Annotated in this window: 19 protein-coding genes; 13 read left to right on the forward strand and 6 right to left on the reverse strand. The window is 61.1% G+C overall.

Annotated features, from left to right (window positions below):
• The first annotated feature begins 62 nt into the window (after nt 1-62).
• From lepA to pdxJ, 7 genes are all read left to right on the forward strand, one after another.
• Nucleotides 63-1,859: a translation elongation factor 4 gene (lepA, locus tag OKW98_RS07550; protein ID WP_265388615.1), complete on the forward strand. Its 1,797-nt coding sequence runs from the start codon at nt 63-65 to the stop codon at nt 1,857-1,859.
• Nucleotides 1,860-1,868: 9 nt separating this feature from the next.
• Nucleotides 1,869-2,723 (forward strand): signal peptidase I, encoded by an 855-nt coding sequence (lepB, locus tag OKW98_RS07555; protein ID WP_265388616.1) that lies wholly within the window; start codon nt 1,869-1,871, stop codon nt 2,721-2,723.
• 100 nt (nt 2,724-2,823) lie between these two features.
• Complete coding sequence (locus OKW98_RS07560; protein WP_265388617.1) at nt 2,824-3,201, forward strand: DUF4845 domain-containing protein; 378 nt, start codon at nt 2,824-2,826, stop codon at nt 3,199-3,201.
• A complete protein-coding gene (gene rnc, locus OKW98_RS07565; RefSeq protein ID WP_122536062.1) occupies nt 3,198-3,887 on the forward strand; it encodes a ribonuclease III in 690 nt (229 codons plus the stop codon). The genes OKW98_RS07560 and rnc overlap by 4 nt, the downstream gene beginning before the upstream one ends.
• Complete coding sequence (gene era, locus OKW98_RS07570) at nt 3,880-4,782, forward strand: GTPase Era (protein ID WP_265388618.1); 903 nt, start codon at nt 3,880-3,882, stop codon at nt 4,780-4,782. The genes rnc and era overlap by 8 nt, the downstream gene beginning before the upstream one ends.
• A gap of 213 nt (nt 4,783-4,995) precedes the next feature.
• On the forward strand, nt 4,996-5,685 hold the full coding sequence (gene recO, locus OKW98_RS07575; protein ID WP_265388619.1) for a DNA repair protein RecO: 690 nt from the start codon (nt 4,996-4,998) through the stop codon (nt 5,683-5,685).
• A gap of 89 nt (nt 5,686-5,774) precedes the next feature.
• A complete protein-coding gene (gene pdxJ / locus OKW98_RS07580; protein ID WP_265388620.1) occupies nt 5,775-6,521 on the forward strand; it encodes a pyridoxine 5'-phosphate synthase in 747 nt (248 codons plus the stop codon).
• Nucleotides 6,522-6,691: 170 nt separating this feature from the next.
• On the opposite strand, the gene cmoB is transcribed toward pdxJ, so the two are convergent.
• Together cmoB and cmoA are read right to left on the reverse strand one after the other, a co-directional pair.
• Entirely contained in the window at nt 6,692-7,651 is a 960-nt protein-coding gene (gene cmoB, locus OKW98_RS07585; RefSeq protein ID WP_265388621.1) for a tRNA 5-methoxyuridine(34)/uridine 5-oxyacetic acid(34) synthase CmoB, read from the reverse strand.
• Nucleotides 7,648-8,391 carry a carboxy-S-adenosyl-L-methionine synthase CmoA gene (cmoA, locus tag OKW98_RS07590; protein WP_133772470.1) on the reverse strand — a complete coding sequence of 248 codons (744 nt, stop codon included), beginning with the start codon at nt 8,389-8,391 and terminating at the stop codon, nt 7,648-7,650. The genes cmoB and cmoA overlap by 4 nt, the downstream gene beginning before the upstream one ends.
• A gap of 252 nt (nt 8,392-8,643) precedes the next feature.
• Between cmoA and OKW98_RS07595 the strand changes: the two genes are divergently transcribed.
• The gene (locus OKW98_RS07595) at nt 8,644-10,440 is read left to right on the forward strand and encodes a methyl-accepting chemotaxis protein (protein ID WP_265388622.1); all 1,797 of its coding nucleotides are present in this window, start codon (nt 8,644-8,646) and stop codon (nt 10,438-10,440) included.
• An 87-nt stretch (nt 10,441-10,527) separates the two neighbouring features.
• Here the strand turns inward: OKW98_RS07595 and OKW98_RS07600 are convergent, their stop codons facing one another.
• The gene (locus OKW98_RS07600) at nt 10,528-10,920 is read right to left on the reverse strand and encodes a protease inhibitor I42 family protein (protein WP_265388623.1); all 393 of its coding nucleotides are present in this window, start codon (nt 10,918-10,920) and stop codon (nt 10,528-10,530) included.
• A gap of 187 nt (nt 10,921-11,107) precedes the next feature.
• Between OKW98_RS07600 and OKW98_RS07605 the strand changes: the two genes are divergently transcribed.
• On the forward strand, nt 11,108-12,211 hold the full coding sequence (locus OKW98_RS07605; protein WP_265385193.1) for an IS110 family transposase: 1,104 nt from the start codon (nt 11,108-11,110) through the stop codon (nt 12,209-12,211).
• Nucleotides 12,212-12,622: 411 nt separating this feature from the next.
• On the opposite strand, the gene lon is transcribed toward OKW98_RS07605, so the two are convergent.
• Complete coding sequence (lon, locus tag OKW98_RS07610) at nt 12,623-15,040, reverse strand: endopeptidase La (RefSeq protein WP_265388624.1); 2,418 nt, start codon at nt 15,038-15,040, stop codon at nt 12,623-12,625.
• A gap of 253 nt (nt 15,041-15,293) precedes the next feature.
• Between lon and OKW98_RS07615 the strand changes: the two genes are divergently transcribed.
• Genes OKW98_RS07615 through OKW98_RS07630 form a run of 4 tightly spaced genes read left to right on the forward strand, consistent with a single transcriptional unit; the run spans nt 15,294 to nt 19,643 of the window.
• A complete protein-coding gene (locus OKW98_RS07615) occupies nt 15,294-15,965 on the forward strand; it encodes a methylamine utilization protein (protein WP_265388625.1) in 672 nt (223 codons plus the stop codon).
• Nucleotides 15,962-18,307 (forward strand): bifunctional diguanylate cyclase/phosphodiesterase, encoded by a 2,346-nt coding sequence (locus OKW98_RS07620; protein ID WP_265388626.1) that lies wholly within the window; start codon nt 15,962-15,964, stop codon nt 18,305-18,307. The genes OKW98_RS07615 and OKW98_RS07620 overlap by 4 nt, the downstream gene beginning before the upstream one ends.
• Nucleotides 18,308-18,321: 14 nt before the next feature.
• Nucleotides 18,322-19,212: a DUF3034 family protein gene (locus tag OKW98_RS07625; protein ID WP_265388627.1), complete on the forward strand. Its 891-nt coding sequence runs from the start codon at nt 18,322-18,324 to the stop codon at nt 19,210-19,212.
• Nucleotides 19,212-19,643 carry a group I truncated hemoglobin gene (locus OKW98_RS07630; RefSeq protein ID WP_265388628.1) on the forward strand — a complete coding sequence of 144 codons (432 nt, stop codon included), beginning with the start codon at nt 19,212-19,214 and terminating at the stop codon, nt 19,641-19,643. The genes OKW98_RS07625 and OKW98_RS07630 overlap by 1 nt, the downstream gene beginning before the upstream one ends.
• 104 nt (nt 19,644-19,747) lie before the next feature.
• Here OKW98_RS07630 and OKW98_RS07635 read toward each other — a convergent pair whose 3' ends face one another.
• Together OKW98_RS07635 and OKW98_RS07640 are read right to left on the reverse strand one after the other, a co-directional pair.
• Entirely contained in the window at nt 19,748-22,180 is a 2,433-nt protein-coding gene (locus tag OKW98_RS07635; protein WP_265388629.1) for a glucose/quinate/shikimate family membrane-bound PQQ-dependent dehydrogenase, read from the reverse strand.
• 113 nt (nt 22,181-22,293) lie between these two features.
• Nucleotides 22,294-23,676: a carbohydrate porin gene (locus OKW98_RS07640; RefSeq protein WP_265388630.1), complete on the reverse strand. Its 1,383-nt coding sequence runs from the start codon at nt 23,674-23,676 to the stop codon at nt 22,294-22,296.
• Between the last annotated feature and the right edge of the window lie 520 nt (nt 23,677-24,196).

Consider the following 24,196-nt stretch of genomic DNA (forward strand, 5'->3'; position numbering starts at 1 on the left):
GGTACAATTCCCGGCTATTTTTGGCGGGCAGTCTGCCTGCGACCTTTTTCGAGTGTTGATCCGTGAGTGATTTGAGTCATATCCGCAATTTCTCCATCATCGCCCACATTGACCATGGCAAGTCGACGCTGGCTGACCGGTTCATCCAGATGTGCGGCGGCCTGTCCGAGCGCGAAATGGAAGCTCAGGTGCTTGACTCCATGGACCTGGAGCGTGAGCGCGGGATCACGATCAAAGCCCACAGCGTCACCCTGTATTACAAGGCGAAGGACGGGATTACCTACCAGCTCAACTTCATCGACACCCCGGGCCACGTTGACTTCACCTACGAAGTCAGCCGCTCGCTGGCGGCGTGCGAAGGTGCGTTGCTGGTGGTCGATGCCGGTCAGGGCGTAGAAGCCCAGTCCGTTGCCAACTGCTACACCGCCATCGAACAGGGCCTGGAAGTCATGCCGGTCCTGAACAAGATTGACCTGCCACAGGCCGATCCGGACCGCGTCAAGGAAGAAATCGAAAAGATCATCGGCATCGATGCCACTGACGCGGTGTGCTGTAGCGCCAAGACCGGTCTGGGCGTTGACGAAGTGCTCGAGCGTCTGGTCCATACCATTCCCGCGCCGACCGGCAACATCGAAGACCCGCTGCAAGCGTTGATCATCGACTCCTGGTTCGACAATTACCTGGGCGTTGTTTCCCTGGTGCGTGTGCGTCACGGCCGCGTCAAGAAGGGTGACAAGATCCTCGTCAAATCGACTGGCAAGATGCACCTGGTCGACAGCGTGGGCGTGTTCAACCCCAAGCACAGCGCCACCGCTGATCTGAAAGCGGGCGAAGTAGGCTTCATCATCGCCGGCATCAAGGACATTCACGGTGCGCCAGTGGGCGACACCCTGACCCTGAGCACCACCCCGGACGTTCCAGTGCTGCCCGGCTTCAAGCGCATCCAGCCACAGGTCTACGCCGGTCTGTTTCCGGTCAGCTCCGATGACTTCGAAGACTTCCGCGACGCATTGCAGAAGCTGACGCTGAACGACTCATCGTTGCAGTACTCGCCGGAAAGCTCCGACGCGCTGGGCTTCGGCTTCCGCTGCGGCTTCCTCGGAATGCTGCACATGGAGATCATTCAGGAGCGCCTTGAGCGCGAGTACGACCTGGACCTGATCACCACCGCGCCGACCGTAATCTTCGAGCTGCTGCTGAAGACCGGTGAAACCATTCACGTCGACAACCCGTCGAAATTGCCAGACCTGTCCACCATCGAGGACATGCGCGAGCCGATCGTGCGGGCGAATATCCTTGTGCCTCAAGAGCACCTGGGCAACGTCATTACGTTGTGTATCGAGAAGCGTGGCGTTCAGCACGACATGCTGTTCCTCGGGACGCAAGTGCAAGTGACCTACGATTTGCCGATGAACGAAGTGGTGCTCGACTTCTTTGACCGTCTGAAGTCGACCAGCCGTGGTTATGCTTCGCTGGACTACCATTTCGATCGTTATCAGTCGGCCAATCTGGTTCGCCTGGACGTGATGATCAACGGCGAAAAGGTCGACGCGCTGGCGCTGATCGTGCACCGTGACAACGCCGCCTACAAAGGCCGCGCGCTGACTGAAAAGATGAAAGAACTGATTCCTCGTCAGATGTTCGACGTGGCAATCCAGGCCGCCATTGGTGGCCAGATTATCGCGCGTACAACCGTCAAGGCGCTCAGAAAGAACGTGCTGGCCAAATGTTACGGTGGCGACGTCAGCCGTAAGCGCAAACTGCTCGAGAAGCAGAAGGCCGGTAAGAAACGCATGAAGCAGGTCGGCAACGTGGAAATTCCACAAGAAGCCTTCCTTGCAGTGCTCAGGTTGGAATAGTCAGGCCCTATGTCACTAAATTTCCCGCTGTTGCTGGTCGTCGCCGTGTTTGTCTGCGGTTTGCTGGCCCTGTTCGATCTGGTCATATTGGCGCCCCGTCGCCGTAACGCGATAGCGAACTATCAGGGCAGCGTGAGCCAGCCTGATGTCGCGGTCGTCGAGCGGTTGAACAAGGAGCCGTTTCTCGTCGAGTACGGCAAGTCGTTCTTTCCGGTGTTGTTCATCGTTCTGGTGCTGCGCTCGTTTCTGGTTGAGCCGTTCCAGATCCCGTCGGGCTCGATGAAGCCAACGCTGGACGTGGGCGATTTCATCCTGGTGAACAAGTTCTCCTACGGCATCCGCCTGCCGGTGATCGACCTCAAGGTCATCCCGGTCGGCGACCCGCAGCGTGGCGACGTGATGGTGTTCCGCTACCCAAGCGACCCCAACGTCAACTACATCAAGCGCGTGGTCGGCCTGCCAGGGGATGTGATTCGCTACACCAACGACAAGCAGTTGTTCGTCAACGGTCAGTTGGTGGCCAAGCAGTTGATCGGTTCGGAGCCGGGCACGCTGGGCAGCGCAGAGCTCTACAACGAGAAGCTGGGCGAGGTGGAACACCAGATCCGTCAGGAAATGAGCCGCTACCGCGCGCCGCCTGATCATGAATGGACCGTTCCGGCCGCGCACTACTTCATGATGGGCGACAACCGCGACAACTCGAACGACAGCCGTTACTGGGATGACCCCAATATTCCCAAGGATGAGCTGGGCATGGTCCCCGACAAGAACATCGTCGGCAAGGCCTTTGCGGTCTGGATGAGCTGGCCTGAACCCAAGCTCAGCCACTTCCCGAACTTCTCGCGAGTCGGTCTGATCAAGTAATCGATGCGGCGCTGCCACTGGCAGCGCCGTATGTCATTCAGGGCCATGTTGCGTGGCCGATCTCGCAGGTGACAGGGAAGGGCTACTCTTGAAAGCAACCATGAAGTCTGCCGGTCCGCAAAAAGGCTTGTCGTTCTTCGGCTGGCTGGTGTTGCTGGCGATTCTGGCCTTCGCCGGAAGCGCTGCCGCCAAGATCGTGCCGCATTATATGGACTACCTGTCGATGAAGAAAATCATCGAAAGTGCCGGCACTGACCGCACGGCAGACATCACCAACGCCGGTGACCTTTACGCCTACGTGGCCAAAGGCATGCAGGTTAATAACATTCGGGATTTGGATTTGAACAAGGCGTTAACTGTGACGACGGAGAACAACAGGTTCCTCGCCCATTTGAACTACGAAAAACGTGAGCCACTGATCCAGAACATCGATCTGGTGGTCAAGTTCGACCACGAATTCAGCGTGGGTAAACCGTGAGCGTTTCATTGAGTCGCCTGGAGCGTCAGCTCGGCTATACCTTCAAGGATCAGGAACTGATGATCCTGGCCCTGACCCACCGCAGCTTTGCCGGACGCAATAACGAGCGTCTGGAATTTCTCGGTGATGCCATTCTCAACTTCGTCGCCGGCGAAGCGCTGTTCGAGCGTTTCCCCCAGGCGCGCGAAGGTCAGTTGTCCCGTCTGCGCGCCCGTCTGGTGAAGGGCGAGACCCTCGCGCTGCTGGCCCGCGGTTTCGATCTGGGCGAGTACCTGCGCCTGGGCTCGGGTGAGCTGAAGAGCGGCGGCTTTCGCCGTGAGTCGATTCTGGCCGACGCGCTGGAAGCCCTGATCGGTGCGATCTACCTCGACGCCGGCATGGACATGGCAAGGGATCGTGTGCTCGCCTGGCTGGCCAGCGAGTTCGACACCCTGACGCTGGTCGACACCAACAAAGACCCGAAAACACGACTGCAGGAATTCCTTCAGTCACGCGCCTGCGATCTGCCGCGCTATGAAGTGGTGGATATCCAGGGCGAGCCGCATTGCCGAATCTTCTTCGTCGAATGCGAGATCTCTTTATTGAATGAAAAAAGCCGGGGACAGGGCGTGAGCCGTCGCATTGCCGAACAGGTAGCAGCGGCCGCAGCCCTTATCGCCCTGGGTGTGGAGAATGGCAATGACTGATTCACCTGCAACACGCTGTGGCTATGTTGCCATCGTTGGCCGGCCAAACGTGGGCAAGTCGACGCTGCTGAACCACATCCTCGGCCAGAAACTGGCCATCACGTCGCGCAAGCCGCAGACGACCCGTCACAACATGCTTGGCATCAAGACCGAGGGCGCCGTTCAGGCTGTCTACGTCGATACGCCCGGCATGCACAAGAACAGCGACAAAGCGCTTAACCGCTACATGAACAAAACCGCGTCTGCAGCGCTGAAAGACGTCGACGTGGTGATTTTCGTGGTCGACCGCACCAAATGGACCGAAGAAGACCAGATGGTCCTCGAGCGCGTGCAGTACGTGACCGGCCCGTTGATCGTGGCGCTGAACAAGACCGACCGCATCGAAGACAAGAGCGCGCTGATGCCGCATTTGTCCTGGTTGCAGGAGCAGCTGCCGAACGCCCAGATCATGCCGATCTCGGCGCAGCAGGGGCACAACCTGGAGGCGCTGGAGAAGGTCATCGCCGATCATCTGCCGGAGAATGAGCATTTCTTCCCGGAAGATCAGATCACTGATCGCAGCAGCCGTTTTCTCGCGGCAGAGCTGGTGCGCGAGAAGATCATGCGTCAGCTCGGTGCCGAATTGCCGTATCAGATCACCGTCGAGATCGAGCAGTTCAAGCAGCAGGGCAAGACCCTGCATATCCACGCGCTGATTCTGGTTGAGCGCGACGGGCAGAAGAAAATCATCATTGGCGACAAGGGCGAGCGCATCAAGCGCATCGGCTCGGATGCGCGCCGTGACATGGAAGTGCTGTTCGATTCCAAGGTCATGCTCAATCTGTGGGTCAAGGTCAAAGGCGGCTGGTCCGATGACGAGCGCGCATTGCGTTCGCTGGGTTACGGCGACTTGTAACACCGCGGCACCGTGATTCTGTGGGAGATGCCTCGTCGGCCAGATCCCACGTTGTCGTGCAGCAAATGCAATCCTGTGGGAGTGAGCTTGCTCACGAAGACGGCATCTCAGCCGCTGATGATTTAGCGGATGAAACCAGGTCTTCGCGAGCAGGCTCGCTCCCACAGTCGTTTGAGATTACCCGTTCGGCCGCGTTCTTTCATCGAGATAGCAATGTCACAGACCCCTCCCGTCGGTCAGCTCGCCTATGTGTTGCACAGCCGTGCGTACCGCGAAAACAGCGCGCTGGTCGACTTCATCACCCCGCAGGGTCGCCTGCGTGCGGTGTTGCGCAGCGCACGGGGGAAGGCGGGCACGATGGCGCGGCCGTTCGTGCCGCTGGAAGTCGAGTTTCGCGGGCGGGGCGAGTTGAAGAATGTAGGGCGGATGGAAGGCGCCGGGATCGCCACGTGGCTGGAAGGCGAGGCGCTGTTCAGCGGTCTTTACCTCAATGAGCTGCTGATTCGCCTGCTGCCCGCCGAAGACCCGCACCCGGGCGTGTTCGAACATTACGCGGCAACGCTCGTTGCGTTGGCCGAAGGGCGCGCGCTGGAACCGTTGCTGCGCTCGTTCGAATGGCGGCTGCTGGACGATCTTGGTTACGGCTTTGCGCTGGACGCGGACGTCAACGGCGATCCGCTGGCCAGCGACGGCATGTACCGGCTTCAGGTGGACGCAGGCCTTGAACGGGTTTATCTGTTCCAGCCGGGATTGTTCCAGGGCGCCGAATTGCAGGCGATGGCTGAAGCGGACTGGAGTTCGCCGGGCGCGTTGTCGGCGGCCAAGCGTCTGATGCGCCAGGCCTTGGCCGTGCATCTGGGCGGGCGGCCGCTGGTCAGCCGTGAATTGTTTCGCAAACTCTAGCGTCCTTCGGCGCAAACCTAGAAAATCCATCCTCGCTTGCGCAATCAGCCACTACTGGCTGGCACCGCCACAGTAATCAGGAGAACTCCGTGACCCATACCACCCGCATTCTGCTCGGCGTGAACATCGACCACGTTGCTACCCTGCGTCAGGCCCGAGGGACGCGCTATCCCGATCCGGTCAAGGCCGCGCTGGACGCTGAAGAAGCAGGCGCCGACGGCATTACCGTGCATTTGCGTGAGGACCGCCGGCACATTCAGGAGCGTGATGTGTTGCTGCTGAAAGACGTGCTGCAAACCCGCATGAATTTCGAGATGGGCGTCACCGAAGCGATGATGGCGTTCGCCGAGCGCATTCGGCCGGCGCATATCTGCCTGGTGCCGGAGACTCGACAGGAGCTGACCACCGAGGGCGGGCTGGATGTAGCCGGTCAGGAAGCGCGCATCAAGGCGGCGGTTGAGCGGTTGTCTGCCATCGGCAGCGAGGTGTCGTTGTTCATTGATGCCGATGAGCGCCAGATTGCAGCGTCGGCCCGGGTCGGCGCGCCGGCCATCGAACTGCATACGGGCCGTTATGCCGATGCCGAAACCCCGGCGGAAGTGGCCGAAGAGCTCAAGCGCGTTGCCGACGGCGTCGCCTTTGGTGTGGCCCAGGGTCTGATCGTCAACGCCGGCCATGGTTTGCACTACCACAACGTTGAAGCCGTGGCCGCGATCAAGGGCATCAACGAACTGAACATCGGCCACGCGCTGGTGGCCCATGCGCTGTTTGTCGGTTTCAAGTCGGCGGTGTCGGAGATGAAGGCCTTGATACTGGCAGCCGCAGCGAAGGCCTGACGCAATACGTGTAGGAGCGCGCTTGCCCGCGATTGCACTCTGTCAGTGAGTGAAAATTAACCTGATTCACCGCAATCGCGGGCAAGCGCGCTCCTACAGGTGATTTGTCGGCGCTTACATATGGGGTGTCGTCAGCTTTGCCGAGCGAACGCGGTGTCGACTGTTTCGGGTTACGGCTTGCGCCCCACAATTACCGCACGCCTTGGCGCCGGTAATCCTTCCACGGTTTTACTGGGATCAGCCGGGTCAAGGAAGTCACTCAACGACTGAAAGCGCATCCAGTCGGTGCCGCGTTGTTCTTCAACCGTGGTGGTGCTGACGTCGACGCAGCGCACATCCACAAAACCTGCGCGGCGCAGCCACAGTTCCAGCGCCGGGACTGAGGGCAGGAACCAGACGTTGCGCATCTGCGAGTAGCGGTCCTCCGGCACCAGCACCTGGTTTGCATCGCCTTCCACCACCATGGTTTCCAGCACCAGCTCGCCGCCTTTGACCAGGCAGTCTTTCAGCGCCAGGAGGTGATCGATAGGCGACTTGCGGTGATAGAGCACGCCCATGGAAAACACCGTGTCGAAACCTTCCAGACGTGCCGGCAAATCTTCCAGGGTGAACGGCAGATGCCACGCCGGCAGGTCCGGCAGGTAGCGCTGCATGGCCTGGAACTGGCAGAAGAACAGCCAGTTGGGATCGACGCCAATGACGCTGTGGGCGCCGGCGCCCAGCATGCGCCACTGGTAATAGCCGTTGCCGCAGCCGACATCCAGAACGCGCTTGCCTTTCAGATCAAGGTGCGGCGAGACCCGCGACCATTTCCAGTCCGAGCGCCATTCGGTGTCGACGTGCACGCCGAACACATCAAAGGGCCCCTTGCGCCACGGCGACAGGCCCATCAGCGCGGCGCGGGTCTGCTCACGGGTGGCGGCGTCGCAGTTGGCGTCGAGGATGAAATCTTCCTTGAGCTCGATGCGGCTTGGCGTCAGGTCAGGCAAGGCATTCAGCGCGCCCTGCCAGCGTTCGAGGTCGCCGTGGCCCTTTTCCATCTTCGTGTCGAGTTGCGCCTGCAGGCCTTGGGCCCAGGCATACAGTGGCGTGCCCGCCATACGGCGGACCAGAGGAGCAAGATCAATCATGGCAGGGCAATCAACGAGGCGAAATTAAGGCACTGGAACCAGGGCACGACTTTGCTGAAACCGGCGGCCAGCAAGCGTTCGCGGTGCTGCTCAAGGCTGTCGGGCTTCATCACGTTTTCGATTGCACTGCGTTTCTGCGCGATCTCCAGCTCGCTGTAACCGTTGGCGCGCTTGAAGGCGACGTGCAGATCGGTGAGCAGCGCGTGCTCTTCGGTGTCATCAAAACGCAGCTTCTCCGACACGATCAGCGCACCGCCGGGCAGCAGCGACTGGCGGATGCGGGTCAACAGGGCGAGGCGTTGTTCCGGGGCGATGAATTGCAGGGTGAAGTTAAGCGCGACCACCGAGGCGGGTTGAAACTCGAGATTCAAGATATCGCCGTCGATGACCTCCACCGGCAGCAGCTCCTGGTACATCGAGTCCTGGGCGTTGAGGTATTCCCGGCAGCGCTCGACCATGGCCGACGAGTTGTCTATGGCGATCACCCGGCAATCTTCGGTGCGTACATGCCGGCGCAACGCCTGAGTGACGGCGCCCAATGAGCTGCCCAGATCGTAGAGCACGCTGTGGGGCTGGGCGAACTGCGCCGCGAGCACGCCGAGGTTTTCGACGATGGTCGGGTAGCCCGGCACCGAGCGCTTGATCATGTCCGGGAACACCCGCACCACGTCTTCGTTGAAGGCGAAGTCGGGCACCTGGGGCAGCGGCTGGGCGAATAGGCGGTCGGGTTCTGGGCTCACGGCGATTCCGGGGTACGAAGCGAAAAGTGCGGCATTTTAGCCAATTCCGTCCCTCGGCTGGAACCTGATCTTTAACGTGCACGTCCTTTTGGTCCGCAACGGATGCCCGCGACGCTGCTGATCTCTTTGAGCATCGCTGCAACGCAAGGCATGATTGGGCGCCTTTAACCCCACAGGATTAAAGGTTTCCCCCCAGCAGTCGAAAAACCTTAGTTGCAATCAATTTCATTACCAGACACAGGGAACCGTGGCATGCATGCGTTCAAGGCGTTGTACGAGTCCATCGAGAGGCAGTTTTTCGATTCTTTGACCAAGAAGTTGTCGAGCCTTTTTCTGATGGTGATGGTGAGCGCCGTGGTGTACTGGGTAGCCGTGAGCCTGCGCGCGGACATTCTGCTGCAGTTGCGCACCGCGCAGGTGCCGGCGGGGACGCTGAGCATGATCGAGGGCAAGCTCGATGTGCTGAGCAACGCCATTCTGGGCAGCACGCTGTTTACCCTGTGTCTGGTCAGCTTCATGGTCTGGTATTTCCGGCACTTGATCGTGCGGCCGGTGAATCAGATGACCCTGGCGCTGGAAGGCATTGCCAATGGCGAGGGCGACCTGTCCAAGGACTTGCCGCTGTTGACCCATGATGAGATTCGCGTGCTGGCGAACACCTGCAACCGGTTTCTGGCCAAGCAGCGGGAGATTATCAGCAGCGTTCAGGCGCTCACCGTGCACATTGCCGTGGAGTCCGCGCGCTCGCTGAAAAACATCAGCGATTCCAGCGACAGCGCGACCCATCAGGCGCGCTTCGCCAGGGAAGTCATGGAGCAGAGCAACGACGCAGTCGGGCGGATTGCCGAGGTGTCCCGGCAGACCCAGGGTATTTCCGGGACCACCGCGCAGAACCTCAGCATGGCCCGTGACTCCTACACCGAACTGCTGGAAGTGACCGGCAACATCAGTGAGATTTCCACCAGCCTGAATGAGTTCGGCACGCTGGTCTCGGCGTTGAACCAACGTTCATCCAGCATCAAATCCATCGTTGGATTGATTCAACAGATTTCCTCCCAGACCAACCTGCTGGCGCTCAACGCGGCGATCGAGGCGGCGCGTGCGGGGGAGAGCGGGCGTGGTTTCGCGGTGGTGGCCGACGAAGTCCGGACCCTGGCCCAGAACGTCAGCCGCGCCACCGAAGACATCTCCCAGAACATCGACGCCATGTTGCTGGAAGTCAGCTCGACCCACGAGCAGACCACTCAGATCAGCCACAGCGCCCGGGAGACCCAGAAAGTGGTCGAGCGCGCGTCGGGGCATTTCGAAAGCATGATCGGCGACTTCGAATCCACTCACACCAAGCTGGAGGACATCGCTTCGCACATCCTGCAGTTCGCCGACAGCAACACCGGCATCAACGACCGCGTCACGCAGATTCATGCGGACAGCCAGTCCATCGACCAGCGCATGCAGCATTCCGCCACCGCCACCCGCGATTTGTCGGGCGTGGCGGAAAAGGTCCAGGCGCTGCTGGGCCGGTTTGTACTCGGGCATGGCGCGCTGGACGCTGGCATTACCCGCGCCAGTCATTGCCGAGACCGGCTCCAGGTGCGCCTGGCCGCGCTGCAACGTGAAGGGGTCAACCTGTTCGATCAGAGCTACAAGCTGATCCCCGGTACCGATCCCAAGCAGTACACGACCAGCTACTCCGAGCGCTTCGCCCAGATCTGTCAGGAGGAGTGCGACGCGCTGACCAAAGAGACGCTGGGGGGCAAGGTCACCTTTATCGTCGACACCAAGGGTTACTGCCCGGTAAACAACAGCTGGGTGTCGAAAAAACCTACGGGCGACCGGGCTATCGACCTGCCGGTGTGCCGGAACAAGCGCATGTTTGCTGACCCCATTGGCCTGCGCGCAGCCGCCAACAAACAGCGCTTCCTGCTGCAGACCTACCTGCGCGACACCGGCGAGATCATGACCGAGATCGACGTGCCGTTCTTCTTCGACGGCCGTCACTGGGGCAACTTGCGCATGGGCTTCGATGCGGCGCAATTACTGGCCGAATGACCGCGGCTCACGCCCACGCTCAGCGACTGATTATCCCTTCGCGGGCAAAGGCGTTCCTACGCGTGCGGCCGTGGCGTCAGCGGGCGATCAGTTGACCGTAATGACGCAATCGAAGGTGCGTTCTGGCGTCACTTCCGGCGCCCAGGGCTGTCGATAGACCATCATGAGGTGGCCCGTGCCCGGTTTGGCGGCTCGGTAGCGCCAGACCGACTGACCGCCTTCACCGACCAATCCGACGTCTTTGGAAGAATTGAACACCTCCGGCCCCAGGCTGCCGAGTATCGACGGCGCGGGATTTTGCACCAGCCAGCGGTTACCCGTGGTGGGATTGCTGGGCAGCATCAGCATGAGGGTCTGGCCCGTTTTGAGGGTAATGGGGCAGTCTTGCTGGTCGTCCAGGGAAACGATCTGTTTCGGTGTCTGGGCGCAGGCAGCAAGCAGGGTGAGGCTGAGCGGGACGAGCAGGCGGGCAGGGGTCATGGAGGCTCCGGTCATAGGCAACATGAGGGCAGGATAACCGAAGATGGCAGGGCTGAAACCGGGAAGCTAAAACTGCTCCAGACCCTGCGGTGAATCTGGACTCTGTAATTGGATGGACTCGCCCAGGCCGAGGCGTCAATGCGCCACGGTGGCAGTCTAAACAGCCAACGACAGCGAGGGCGAGTCCATGAAAAAGCATACGACGGTTAATCAGTCTCTGTCTTCATCCGATCTCCCGGCATGCACCACCGTGGCGATTGATCTTGCCAAGCGGGTCTTTCAGATCGCTGGTGAAGATGCCTTGGGCCAGGTGCTCTATGAGGAGCGGATCAAGTCACGAGAAGCCTTCTACGCATTTTTGTGCAAGCTCGAACCGCACGTTATCGTTCTCATGGAAACCGGTCCGGGCGCTCAAGCCTGGGCGCGGCAGCTGCAAGATCAGGGCAATCTGGCACGCATACTTCCAGCCGGGCGCGTCGCTGATCATCGCAGCGGCGCCAAGAATGATCGCAACGATGCGCTCGCAATATTGCGCGCGGGCCGCGACAGCAGAATTTCGGCAGTGCCCATCAAAAGTGCCGCGGAGTTGGCCATGCAGGCATTGCACCGTATTCGCCAAGGTTACGTGCGTCGGCGCACAGCAGTGGGTAACCAGATGCGCGGTTTGCTGCTCGAGCACGGCGTCGCCATGGCGCAAGGCGAGGTGGCGATCAGCCAGAAAGTACCTCGGGTACTGGAAGACGCTACCCAGCCGTTGCCGGAGATGTTGCGCGAACTGATCGACGAGTTGCTGGGCGAATGGCGCCATTTGGGCGAGCGAGTCAGTGTATTGACCGGGCGTCTGGAGGTTGCTGCGAAACGGGACAAGACCGCCGTGCGGCTGATGACCATACGCGGTGTCGGGCCGATCATTGCCACCGCGATAGTAGCCAAGCAAACCCGGCCTGAGCGATTCGCTGACGCGCGCATGTTTGCGGCCTACTTCGGCCTGGTGCCCGATCAAAACAGCTCAGGAGAGCGGGTTCGCCTGGGTCGAATGACCAAGCGTGGTGATGGGTACATCCGCAGCCTGGCGATACAGGGTGCTCATGCAGTGTTGAGGCAGCTGCGGCACGACTCCGAGCAGCCGGATGACCGTCGGCTGTTGCAGTGGCTGAGCCGTCTGGGAAGCAAAAAAGCCGCCGTACGGCTGGCGAACCGCAACCTGCGCATCATCTGGTCGCTTTTACAGAATGATCAGACTTATCGTCGTGAGCCGTCCAATAGGCAGGCGGCGGCGATGAGTCACTGATCCAAAGCGTTCTGCCACCGGGGCGCAAAAGCGCTCCTGCCCCTGCTAGAAAACATTGACCCCAGGTAAGACCGTCGCGGATAGATGCCTTGGCTCCTACTGGCCCTTGAGGCCTGACTGTAATAGGCATACCGCGAGCTCAACCAATGTTGGCCAGAAGCCCAGAGCGGCTTCCTCGAACAGGCCTTATACATAGATGCAACCGGGTGGCGGTGTTGAAAAGCGGGTAGACAGTGGAGGCGAGTCCATACATAGGAGCCGGCTTGCTGGCGAACCGGGCGTGTCAATCACTGCATCCATGACTCACCAATGGCGTTCGCCAGCAAGCCGGCTCCTACAGCGTATGCGCCTCGTCCTTGAGAGTTCCGGGATCGTCCGACCAGCGTTCGTCCCCGGGCGCGAAGGCTGTGCTTAAAACAATATCTTCGCCACATCCGCGAAGCGTTTGGCGAAGTGCGCGGTGATGCCTTCTTTCAGGTAATCCGGCAGTTCTTCGAAGTTGCCACGGTTGGCTTCCGGCAGGATCAGCTCGTAGATCTTCTGCCGCCGCGCCGCAATCACCTTCTCCCGCACGCCGCCAATCGGCAGTACATGACCGGTCAAGGTCAGTTCGCCGGTCATCGCCACGCCTTTTTTCGGCGCCTGGTTGCGCGCCAGCGACAGCAGCGCGCTGGCCATGGTGACGCCCGCACTTGGCCCGTCTTTCGGCGTCGCACCTTCCGGCACGTGTAGGTGAACGAAGGCTTCGTCGAAGAAGCTCTTATCGCCGCCAAACTTCGCCAGATTGGAGCTGACATAGCTGTAAGCGATTTCGGCAGATTCCTTCATCACATCGCCCAATTGACCGGTTAGCTTGAAGCCGCGGTTGAGCGTATGGATGCGCGTGGCTTCGATGGGCAGCGTCGCGCCGCCCATGCTGGTCCAGGCCAGGCCCGTGATCACGCCGGTGCCCGACAGCACTTGCTCGTTGCGGAACACCGCCATGCCCAGCGAGGCTTCCAGTTCTTTCGGGCCGATCTTGACCACGGTGTCCGGGTTGTCCAGCAGCTTGACCACGGCCTTGCGCACCAGTTTGCCCAGCTGTTTTTCCAGCTGCCGCACACCGGCTTCCCGCGCATACCCTTCGATGACCGCGCGCAATGCACTGTCGCTGATCATCAGGCTGTTTTTCGAGACGCCGGCCTTAGCCAGTTGCTTGGGCCACAGATGGCGCTTGGCGATGGCGAGCTTTTCTTCGGTGATATAGCCGGACAGGCGAATCACTTCCATACGGTCCAGCAGCGGGCCTGGGATCGAGTCGAGTGTGTTCGCGGTGCAGATGAACAGCACCTTCGAGAGGTCCAGACGCAGGTCGAGGTAGTGATCGAGGAATTCGACGTTCTGTTCCGGGTCCAGGGTTTCGAGCAGTGCCGAGGCCGGATCGCCCTGGAAGCTCTGGCCCATCTTGTCGATCTCGTCGAGCATGATGACCGGGTTCATCACTTCCACGTCTTTCAGCGCTTGCACCAACTTGCCCGGCTGGGCACCGATGTAGGTGCGACGGTGGCCCTTGATCTCGGCCTCATCGCGCATGCCGCCGACGCTGAAACGGTAGAACGGACGGCCCAGAGATTCTGCGATCGACTTGCCTACGCTGGTTTTACCCACGCCCGGCGGGCCGACCAGCAGCACGATGGAGCCGGAGATTTCACCTTTGTAGGCGCCGACGGCGAGGAATTCGAGGATGCGGCTCTTGATGTCATCAAGGCCGGCGTGGTGCTGATCGAGCACTTTGCGCGCGTGTTTCAGGTCGAGCTTGTCGTCGCCAAACACGCCCCACGGCACCGAGCTTGCCCAGTCCAGGTAGTTGCGGGTGACGGCATATTCCGGCGAACCGGTTTCCAGCACCGACAACTTGTTGATCTCTTCGTCGATGCGCTTGCGCGCCTGGGGCGGCAGGGTTTTGCCCACCAGACGCTCTTCGAACTGTTCGATGTCAGCGCTGCGGTCGTCCTTGGTCAGCCCCAGCTCCTGCTGAATGACCTTGAGCTGCTCCTTGAGGAAGAACTCACGCTGATGCTCTCCGATCTTGCGGTTCACTTCGGCGGAGATTTCTTTCTGCAGGCGCGCAACTTCGACTTCCTTGCGCAGCATCGGCAGGACTTTTTCCATGCGCTTGAGCACAGGCACGCAGTCGAGCACCTGCTGCAGCTCGACGCCCGTGGCGGAGGTCAAGGCGGCGGCGAAGTCGGTCAGCGGGGAAGGGTCGTTGGGGCTGAAGCGATTGAGGTAGTTCTTCAATTCTTCGCTGTACAGCGGGTTGAGCGGCAGCAGCTCCTTGATCGCGTTGATCAGCGCCATGCCGTAGGCCTTGACCTCGTCGGTCGGCTCGTTGGGCTGATGCGGGTATTCGACCTCCACCAGAAACGGCGGGCGATGGTGCTTGAGCCAGGTCTTGATGCGCACGCGGCTGAGGCCCTGGGCAACGAACTGCAGCTTGCCGTTTTCACGGCTGGCATGGTGCACCTTGACCAGCGTGCCGTACTCCGGCAACGCCTTGGTATCGAAATGACGGGGGTCGTCAGGCGGGGTGTCCATGAAAAACAGCGCCAGCGAGTGGTGATCAGATTTGCTGACCAGCTCCAGCGTTTCGGCCCAGGGCTCTTCATTGACGATGACCGGCAGCACTTGCGCGGGGAAAAAAGGACGGTTGTGGATCGGGATGATATACACCTGATCCGGTAGGTTTTGGCCGGGCAGGGCCAGACGCTTACTGTCGGAGCCGAGGATTTCGTGCTCGTGGTCGTCGTCCGCGTGCGGCTGGTTGTCGTCGGATTGCTGGTCGCTCATGGGGCACCTGCATAAATGGAGATGAGCCTTAGATGGGGCGCACGGCCTCAGGTTTCAATAGTGGCGGTCGATAGCAATAATTGAGGGGACCGCTTTAAAGCATGTGCGGCGTTGCGCCAGTCCGTGGTACCCCATAAATGACTGCCATGTGCTTTGCTGGAAGTCCGTCCGATATCGCTGACCGCCGATCTGTGGGCTACGCTGAAATCATCGCCAAAGAGGCTCTGCCGGCCTCGCCGTTTTGGAACATCTCATGCGCCACGTGTTTATTTCATTGTTGCTGGTTGTAACCGCGCTGCAGGGTACTGTCGCCAGTGCGGCCAGCCTGACCGCTGAATTCGTCGATGCCCAGGGCAAGCCGCTCACCGACGCGGTGCTCACTCTGCGCGGCGCAACGGCGCCGCCTGTCGGCTCGCTGAAAGCCGACATGGACCAGCGCGATGTGCAATTTGCCCCCCACGTGCTCGCGGTGCGCAGTGGTACGCAAATCAGTTTCCCCAACAGCGACCAAATCCGCCATCAGGTGTATTCGTTCTCGACGCCCAAGCGTTTCGAACTGCGGTTGTATGGCGGTACCCCGTCGGCCCCTGTGCTGTTCGACAAGCCGGGCGTGGTCGTGCTCGGCTGCAACGTGCACGACAATATGATCGGTTACGTGTACGTCACCGACGATGGCTGGTTCGGCGTGAGCAATGACAAGGGCACGCTGACCCTGGATCAAGTGCCCGCCGGTCACTACACCGTCACCCTGTGGCACCCGCAAGCGCCCGACATGCTGCCGGTGTCCGGTGGCGACATCGACATTCCGGCCGGCGGCCTCAAGCAGCGGTTCAGCATTGCTGTGCAGTCCAACGGTGATGCCACGCCTGCCGCACCGCCGTCCAGCGCGTTCGGCGATGCCTTTCATAAGGCAGCCCACGAATGAAGGTGCGCATCAGCTTTCAGGCGCGCATTGCCGGCGTGTTGATCATGCTGCTGCTGATCGTGGTCTTCGCCGTGTTTATCGCAGTAAGAGCGGCGACCCAGGACGCGGTTCGCAAACAGGCGCAAGCGCAGCTCGAAGTCGGCACCCGGGTGTTTGAAGGCTTGCTGGAAATGCGCGGCAAGCGGCTGCGCGACGCGGTCCAATTGCTGTCCTCCGATTTCGGCTTCCGTGACGCCGTGGCGTCCGCAGACTCGGCGACCATTCGCTCGGTGCTGCTCAACCACGGCGCCAGAATCAACGCCAACGATATGTTTCTGCTGGGCATGGACGGCACGGTCATGGCCAGCACCGTCGCTCAGATTCCCGAAGGCTCGCCGTTCCCCTACATCCAGGCGTTGCGTGAGCTGAAAGGCAAGAATCAGTCGATGCTGATCGTGCCGTTGCAAGGCCAGCCGCACTTGCTGGTGGAAAGCACCGTGCTCGCACCGCTGCCAATTGCGCGGGTGGTGATGGGCTTCAGCATGGACGGTGATCTGGCTCAGGAACTGCGCTCGTTAAGCGGTTTGCAGGTATCGTTTCTGTCGATCGTGCAAAAGCAGCCGGGCCAGCTCATCAGCACCCAGCCGGCGCCGCTGTTTGACAGCCTGCGCGGGGTGATGATGAATCCGCCCAGCGACGGGATGCAGATGACCGAGCATCAGAACCAGAGTTTTCTGAGCAAAACCCTGCGGCTGGGGAGCGACAGCGACAGTGAGGTCGTGGCCCTGCTGCAGAGCCCGCTGGATCAAGCCATGCAGGCATTCGCGCCGCTGGATAAGACACTGTTCTGGATCACGGTCGTGGCGTTGGCCTGTTCCCTGGTCGGCGCATTGATACTGGCGCGCAGCCTGTCGCGGCCGGTGAGTGCCCTGGCTCAGGCGGCCCGTCGCATTGGCGAAGGCGATTACGCAACGCCCGTGGTGCTGGACCGCAGGGACGAACTGGGGCTGCTCGCCAGCGCCATCAATTCGATGCAGAGCGGGATCGCCGAGCGTGAGCTGCAACTGGCGCACAACGCCCTGCATGATCCGCTCACCGGGCTGCCCAATCGCGCGCTGGTCATGGAACGCCTCGGCAGCGCGGTGGTTGCGCAACGGCCCGTTGCGCTGCTTTATCTGGGGATCGATAACTTCCGCGCGATCAGCGCCAACGTCGGTCTGGAGGGGGTCGAACAACTGCTGCGAATCATCAGCGCGCAGCTGCAAGAGCCGCTGCGTCCCGGCGATACGGTGGCGCGTCTCTCCGATAACGAATTTCTGCTGCTGGTGCAAAACGCCGAAACCGACAGCGCCGTCGCGGTGGCTGACCGGCTGCAGGGTTTGCTGATCAAGCCGCAACGCATCGGCGAGCAGGACATCGCGATGGACGCCTGCATCGGCATCGCGGCCTACCCGGCCAATGGCGATTCGGCGACCGAGTTGCTCAGGCGTGCGTCCATCGCGCGGCAGGACGCGGCGCAGTTGCCGGGGCGTCTGCAGGTCTATGTGGACGGTCGGGATGTCGCCCACTTGCGCCAGATCAGCCTGATCCGCGACTTGCGTCAGGCGGCGCGCAACGGCGAACTTTCACTGCATTACCAGCCCAAACTGGACATTCGCAACGGCCGGGTCACTCAGGCCGAAGCCTTGCTGCGCTGGCAGCACCCGCAATTCGGCTCGGTGTCGCCGGCCGAGTTCATCGTGCTGGCCGAGCGCACCGGCAGCATTCAGATCCTCACCAACTGGGTGATCGAAGAAGCGCTGCGCCAGCTCGCCGAGTGGGCGCAGCGCGGTCTGATTCTGCAGGTCTCGGTGAATATCTCGGCGGACGACCTGCTGGGCAACGAACTGGCTGACCGCGTTTCTGCGCTGCTCAAGCTGTACCGGGTGCCGGCTGAACAGTTGATTTTCGAAATCACCGAAAGCGCGATCATGCGCGAGCCGGAGCAGTCGCTGAAAGTGCTCAATCGCCTACGCGAATTCGGCATCAGCCTGTCGGTGGATGATTTCGGCACCGGTTACTCCTCGCTGGCCCACCTCAAGCGGCTGCCGGTGCAGGAATTGAAGATCGATCAATCTTTCGTGCGCGATCTGGACGAGACCAGCGAGGACGCCGTGATCGTGCGCTCGACCATCGAGATGAGCCACAACCTGGGCCTGAAGGTGGTCGCCGAAGGCGTCGAGTACGAACACAGCCTGCGCTTGCTGGAGCGCTGGCACTGCGACACCGCACAGGGTTACCTGATCAGCCGGCCGCTGAGTGCGAGCGCATTCGAAGCCTGGATTGCGCAGGCCCAGCTTCCACCCCGTATGACGATGCATTGATGGAACAGGGATTTATGGCACGAAATCTTTCGACGTGTTTGAGCCCCGTGGTACTCGCCAGTGTGGTAGGGGCCTGCGCGGCGTGGGTGGCGCCAGCCGTTCAAGCCGAGCAAGGCCGACTGATTGCCACCGGAGGCGCGAGCAGTATCGAAGGCGGCGCAGGCGGCGGGATCATTCCCTGGGCCATGTTAGCCGGGTATGACGAGCAGGGCGAGTGGGGCGGCAACGCGTTCGCGACCCATGTCGACTTGCCGGACTACACCCTTGATGTGGTCGGCGCTGCGGTGTCCTATGGCAATCGCGTGGAGGTCTCCTACGCCCATCAACGCTTCGATCTTGGGTCTCTGGTCAGCAAGTTCAACCTGCCGGAAGACAACCTCACCCAGGACATTTTCGGCGTGAAGGTCCGCCTGTTTGGCGACCTGATCTACGATCAACTGCCGCAGGTGTCGGCGGGGCTGGAATACAAACACCAGAACGATTTCCTCATCCCCAGCCTGGTGGGCGCCAAGCGCGATTCGGACGTCGAGGGTTACGTCACGGCGAGCCGTCTGTTCATGGGCGCGGCCTTTGGCTACAACGTGGTGGTCAACGCCGGCTTGCGTTACAGCCGCGCCAACGAAACCGGTTTGCTGGGCTTTGGCGGCGACCGGCGCGATACCCGCAGCGTACTGAAAGAGGGCGGTGCAGCGATCCTCTTCAATCCGCATTGGGCGGTGGGTATGGACTACCGCGAGAAGCCCGACAATCTGTCGTTCGCCGGCGAAAGCGACTGGGCGGACTTCTTTGTCGGCTGGTTCCCCAACAAGCATGTTTCCGTGGTGCTGGCCTACGCCCGGCTCGGTGAAATCGCCACGCTGGACAACCAGAACGGCACGTACCTTTCCGTGCAGGGGAGTTTCTGATGGGGCGGTCTTTGTGGCTGATCGTCGGGCTCAGTCTGTCGCTGCTGGTGGGGTGCGCCCAACAGCCACCCAAGGACGACCGCCTTTATCAGGACCTGGGCCAACGCGCCGGCATCCAGAAAATCGTTGAAGGCATGCTGCTGCACATCGCCCAGGATGACCGTATTTATAAATACTTCGCCAAGGTCGACATCGTCCGGGTGCGCGACAAGCTGGTGGAGCGGTTCTGCGTCGAGACAGGCGGCCCGTGCACGTACACGGGTGACTCCCTGGAGGAAGTGCACAAGGGCATGAAACTCAGCCGCAGCGATTTCAACGCGCTGGTCGAGGACCTCATTGCGGCCATGAACGAGCAGCACATTCCGGTCACGACGCAGAACCGGTTCATCGCCCGGCTGGCCCCTCAGCGCGGTCAGGTGATCGAGAAATAGGTTTCGTGCTTCATGCCGGGCACCCATACCACGGGCATAAAAAAGGCGGTCACCTTTAGGGACCGCCTTTTCTGTTACTGCACGACGCTAATCAGTGAAGCTGATCAATCCGGCAGTTTGTAGGCGATAACGTAATCGCCCTGCTTGGTGCCCAGCGAACCGTGACCGCCTGCAACGACCAGCACGTATTGCTTGCCGTCCTTGCCGGTGTAGGTCATCGGCGTGGTTTGAGCGCCTGCTGGCAGACGACCTTCCCACAACTGCTTGCCGTTACGAACGTCGTAGGCGCGCAGGTACTGGTCGAGCGTGGCGCTGAGGAACGACACACCGCTGGCGGTGATGAACGTGCCGCCCAGGCTTGGAACGCCCATGGTCAGCGGGATCGGAACCGGCGAACTGTCACGCACGGTGCCGTTCTTGTGCTTCCAGATGGTCTGGTGGTTGGTCAGATCGACCGCCGCCACGTAACCCCATGCGGGCGCCTGGCAAGGCAGGCCCATTGGCGACAACAGCGCTTCGAGGATCACACCGTAAGGCGCGCCCTTGTTCGGCTGCACGCCTTCGGTTTCGCTTTTGCGACCCGGGCCGCCTTCAACTTCAGCCGCCGGTACCAGTTTGGAGCGGAACGCCATGTAGCTCGGGTTCACGAAAGCAATCTGACGCACCGGATCGACCGAAATGCCGCCCCAGTCGAACACGCCGAAGTTACCCGGATACACCAGCGAGCCTTGCAGCGACGGTGGGGTGAACGGGCCTTCATACCGCAGGGATTTGAAATCGATCCGGCAGAGCATTTGATCAAACGGCGTCACGCCCCACATGTCGCGCTCTTTCAGGGGCGGCGGCATGAAGTTCAGGTCGGACTTCGGCTGGGTAGGCGAGGTGTGATCGCCGGCAACCGCGCCCTGGGGAACAGGGATTTCGTTGATCGGCACGATCGGCTGACCGTTGCTGCGGTCCAGCACATAGATGCTGCCCTGCTTGGTCGAAGCCAGAACAGCAGGCTTCACGCCGTCAGCGGTTTTCATGTCCATGAGCGTTGGCTGACCGCCGACGTCCATGTCCCACAGGTCGTGGTGGGTGAACTGGAAATGCCATTTCACGTGACCGGTGGCGATGTCCAGCGCGACCAGACCGGCGCTGAATTTCTCCGACGCCTCGGTGCGGTTGCCGCCCCACTGGTCAGGCATCTGGTTGCCCATGGGCAGGTAGAGCATGCCCAGCTTTTCGTCGACGCTGAACATCGACCACATGTTGGGCGAGTTGCGGGTGTAGGTCTTGCCTTCGGCAAGCGGCGTGGTGTCGTCCGGATTGCCGCTGTCCCAGTTCCAGACCAGACGGCCGGTGTGCACGTCGAACGCACGGATCACGCCCGAAGGCTCGTCGGTGGAAAGGTTATCGGTGACGTGACCGCCAATGACTACGAGGTCTTTGGTCACTGCCGGTGGCGACGTCGAGTAGTAACCGCCCGGTGCGTAGGTGCCGATGTTGGCGCTCAGGTCGATCGAACCGTGGGTGCCGAAGTCTTCACACATTTTGCCGGTGTCAGCGTTCAGCGCGATCAGACGCGTGTCGGCGGTTGGCAGGAAGATGCGACGCGGGCAGGCATTGGCTGCGCCAGCCACCGCCGGAGCGGCCGGGCTTTGCGCAGGTGCGGCAGCGTCGGTCGGAGCGGTGGCAGCATAGGCAGCGTCATCGTGATACGACACGCCACGGCAGGTCATGTGCGCCCAACCCTTGAAGTTGGCTGCTTTGCCGCTGCTGATCTTCGGGTCGAAGCGCCAGATTTCCTTGCCGGTGTCCGGGTCGAGTGCGATGACCTGGCTGTGCGGGGTGCAGACGTAGAGCATGCCGTTGACTTTCAGCGGCGTGTTTTCGGCCGTTGTCTCGCCCGGATCGTTCGGACCCGGAATGTCGCCCGTGCGATAGATCCAGGCCGGGACCAGCTTGCTGACGTTGTCCGGGGTGATCTGCGACAGCGGCGAGTAGCGATCGCCGAAGGCCGTGCGGCCGTAGGACTGCCAGTCGCCATCCGGCATGGCCGGGGCAGCGCTGGTGGTGCCGGCGGTTTCGCGGTCCAGCTGGCCTTTGATTTCACCGGGGTGGGTGAACTGGCTGGCCAGCGCGGCGATGCCCGCAACAATCACGGCGGCGCCCAATGCGCGGGTACCCGTATCGCCGACCTGGCCACGCAGGACCGGACGACGGAACCATGGCAGCAGCATTACGATGCCGAGGGCAAACCAGAGTGCCAGGCGCGGCACCAGCTGCCACCAATCCAGTCCCACTTCCCACAGCGCCCACACGGTACTGGCGAACAACACCAGTGCGTACAGACCGAATGCCGCGCTGCGACCCATCATCAGCAGGACGCCGGTGATGGCGAAGCCGATGCCGGCCAGCAGGTAGTAAAGCGACCCGCCCAGCGTCAGCAGTTTGATGCCGCCGACCAGCAAGGCCAGGCCCATTATCAGAATCACCAGCCCGAGCAAGCTCGGAAGCAGGCGACCCTTACCGAAAGCACCCTCAGTGCTCATAAGTGTTGTACTCCGTAACGATGTGGTGGTTAACGCGTGTTGGCGTGAAGGCGCGGCGGGTAAGCCATGCCTTCAATGCCGATGCCTGTATGCAGACGGACGAGCGGGGCCGATCAGAACGAGGACTGGATTTTCAGCCCCGCCACCAGTGCGTCATCGACCTGATTCACGCCGCCCGGATGACGGATGAATTGCAGGTTCGGGCGCACGGTCAGCCAGTTGGCGACGTGCACGCCGTAATAAACCTCGGCGTTGTATTCGGTGTCCTGTACGGGGAGGAACGCCGGATCGTTGTAGTCCGAGACGCCTTCGGCCTGATTGCGCAGGTTGATGTTCTTGCGGTACGCCGGGTTGACGTGGATGCGGCTGATGCCCACGCCGATGTCATCCTCGGGGCGCGCGTCGAACGGGCCTTTGTACGTCGCGCCGAGGGCAACGAAGTTGTCGATCATGTTGGTTTTCTTGTCGTGCAGCGTGCCGTTGGCGAACAGGCTAAGGCCGCGGCTGTTGTCGCTGGCGTCGCTCGTGACTTGCTGGCGCAGGGTCAGCCACATGCCATGTTTGCTGGACGAAGACGCGTAGTCATCGCCGCTCAAGGCCGCGTATCGACCGTTGCTGTCCTTGTAGACGTCGCTGCTGTCGGCGGTGCTGTAGTAGTAACCGGCGCGGTATTCGCCCGGCAGGCCGTTGACCTTCGGCGACCAGACGACCTCGACCGGCAATACCGCGCCCTGGGTGCCGCTGCCGCTGAGTTTGAAGGCGTTGTCGTTTTCCAGGTTGGACGGGTTCTGCTCGAACGCGCCGACTTGCACGAACAGTTCGGGGTTCAGCTGGTATTTGACGCGCATCGCCCATTGGCTGATCGGCCAGTTGTACCAGATGCCGCCGCCCCAGTTGCCGACCTGGGAGCCGCACAGCGCCAGGTTCTGGAAGTCGCAGGGGAAGGTGTTGAAATCTTCGCCCTCGTTGAACCGGCCGACCTTGACGCTGAGCTTCTGGTCGAGAAATTTCTGCTGGTACCAGAGGTCGGTCAGGCGAGTGACGTTGCCCCGGCCCCAAACTTCCTGGGACGACGAAATGGTGCCGGTGCGCGGGTCGCCCACGCGGTCGTTGCTGATGTTGTCGCCGTTGCGGTTGGTGAGGGTTAGCTGAAATTCCGCGTCGTGCCAGCCGAGGATCTTCTGCAGGTCCATGTGTGCGCCGAGGGCGAACTGGTCGCTGTAGCGGGTCGCCTTGTCATGGTTGTAACCGCCGTGCAGGTTGGAGCCCACCTCAACGACTGAATCGAGCTTGAAGTCGTAACCCTGTTCGGAAAGCTCGCTGCGCTTGCCGCCCCAGTCGCCCAGCATCCACGGTGACGTGCTGTCGAACGCCGGCGCGGCGTGGGCGCAGCTGACAAACCCTAGCGCCGCAAGGCTCAGCGCGCTGGCATGACGAAGTCCTCGGGACGATTGGCAGGTCGGGGTGCAAGTCGGGCGTTTCAGGTGACTGGGCATAGGGGGCGTGTGGTCTTTTTGAGTTATTCGAGAGCAAAAGGCGATGCCGCTCGCAACGCTTTGGAGGCATTGCAAGGTCTTAACAAATGACGAATTAACTGGTTCAGCGTTTAGGGCGGCGATGATAGGACGCTAACGATTTTTAAAAAAGTCGAAATTGCGACATGGATCGTTGCGATTGGCGTAACAGTGGCAGTACGCCGGGGTAGCGCTGTCCGTTGTTCAGTCCGGCCTTTCGCGTCACGCAAAGGCAAGGCAGTGTGGTGTCCACCCTTGCAGAGCGCGCACAGATGAGGGCTTAGCAGGAGTGTTCAGGTTGTAGGATGCTGCGGCGTGGCGGCTGGCGTGATCCAAATGTGGGACCGGCTTTAGCCGGGAAGAGGCCGGCATTGAACGCCGCAGATTTACGGCGTGACGAATGACGCCTTCCCGGCTGAAGCCGGTCCCACTATCACCCAACCCTTCACACCCGGCAGTGCGTCCGCTAAGGTGCGCAGCTCGCGAAACTGTCCCTCCCAAC

This window comes from Pseudomonas sp. KU26590 (genome assembly GCF_026153515.1).
Taxonomy (GTDB): domain Bacteria; phylum Pseudomonadota; class Gammaproteobacteria; order Pseudomonadales; family Pseudomonadaceae; genus Aquipseudomonas.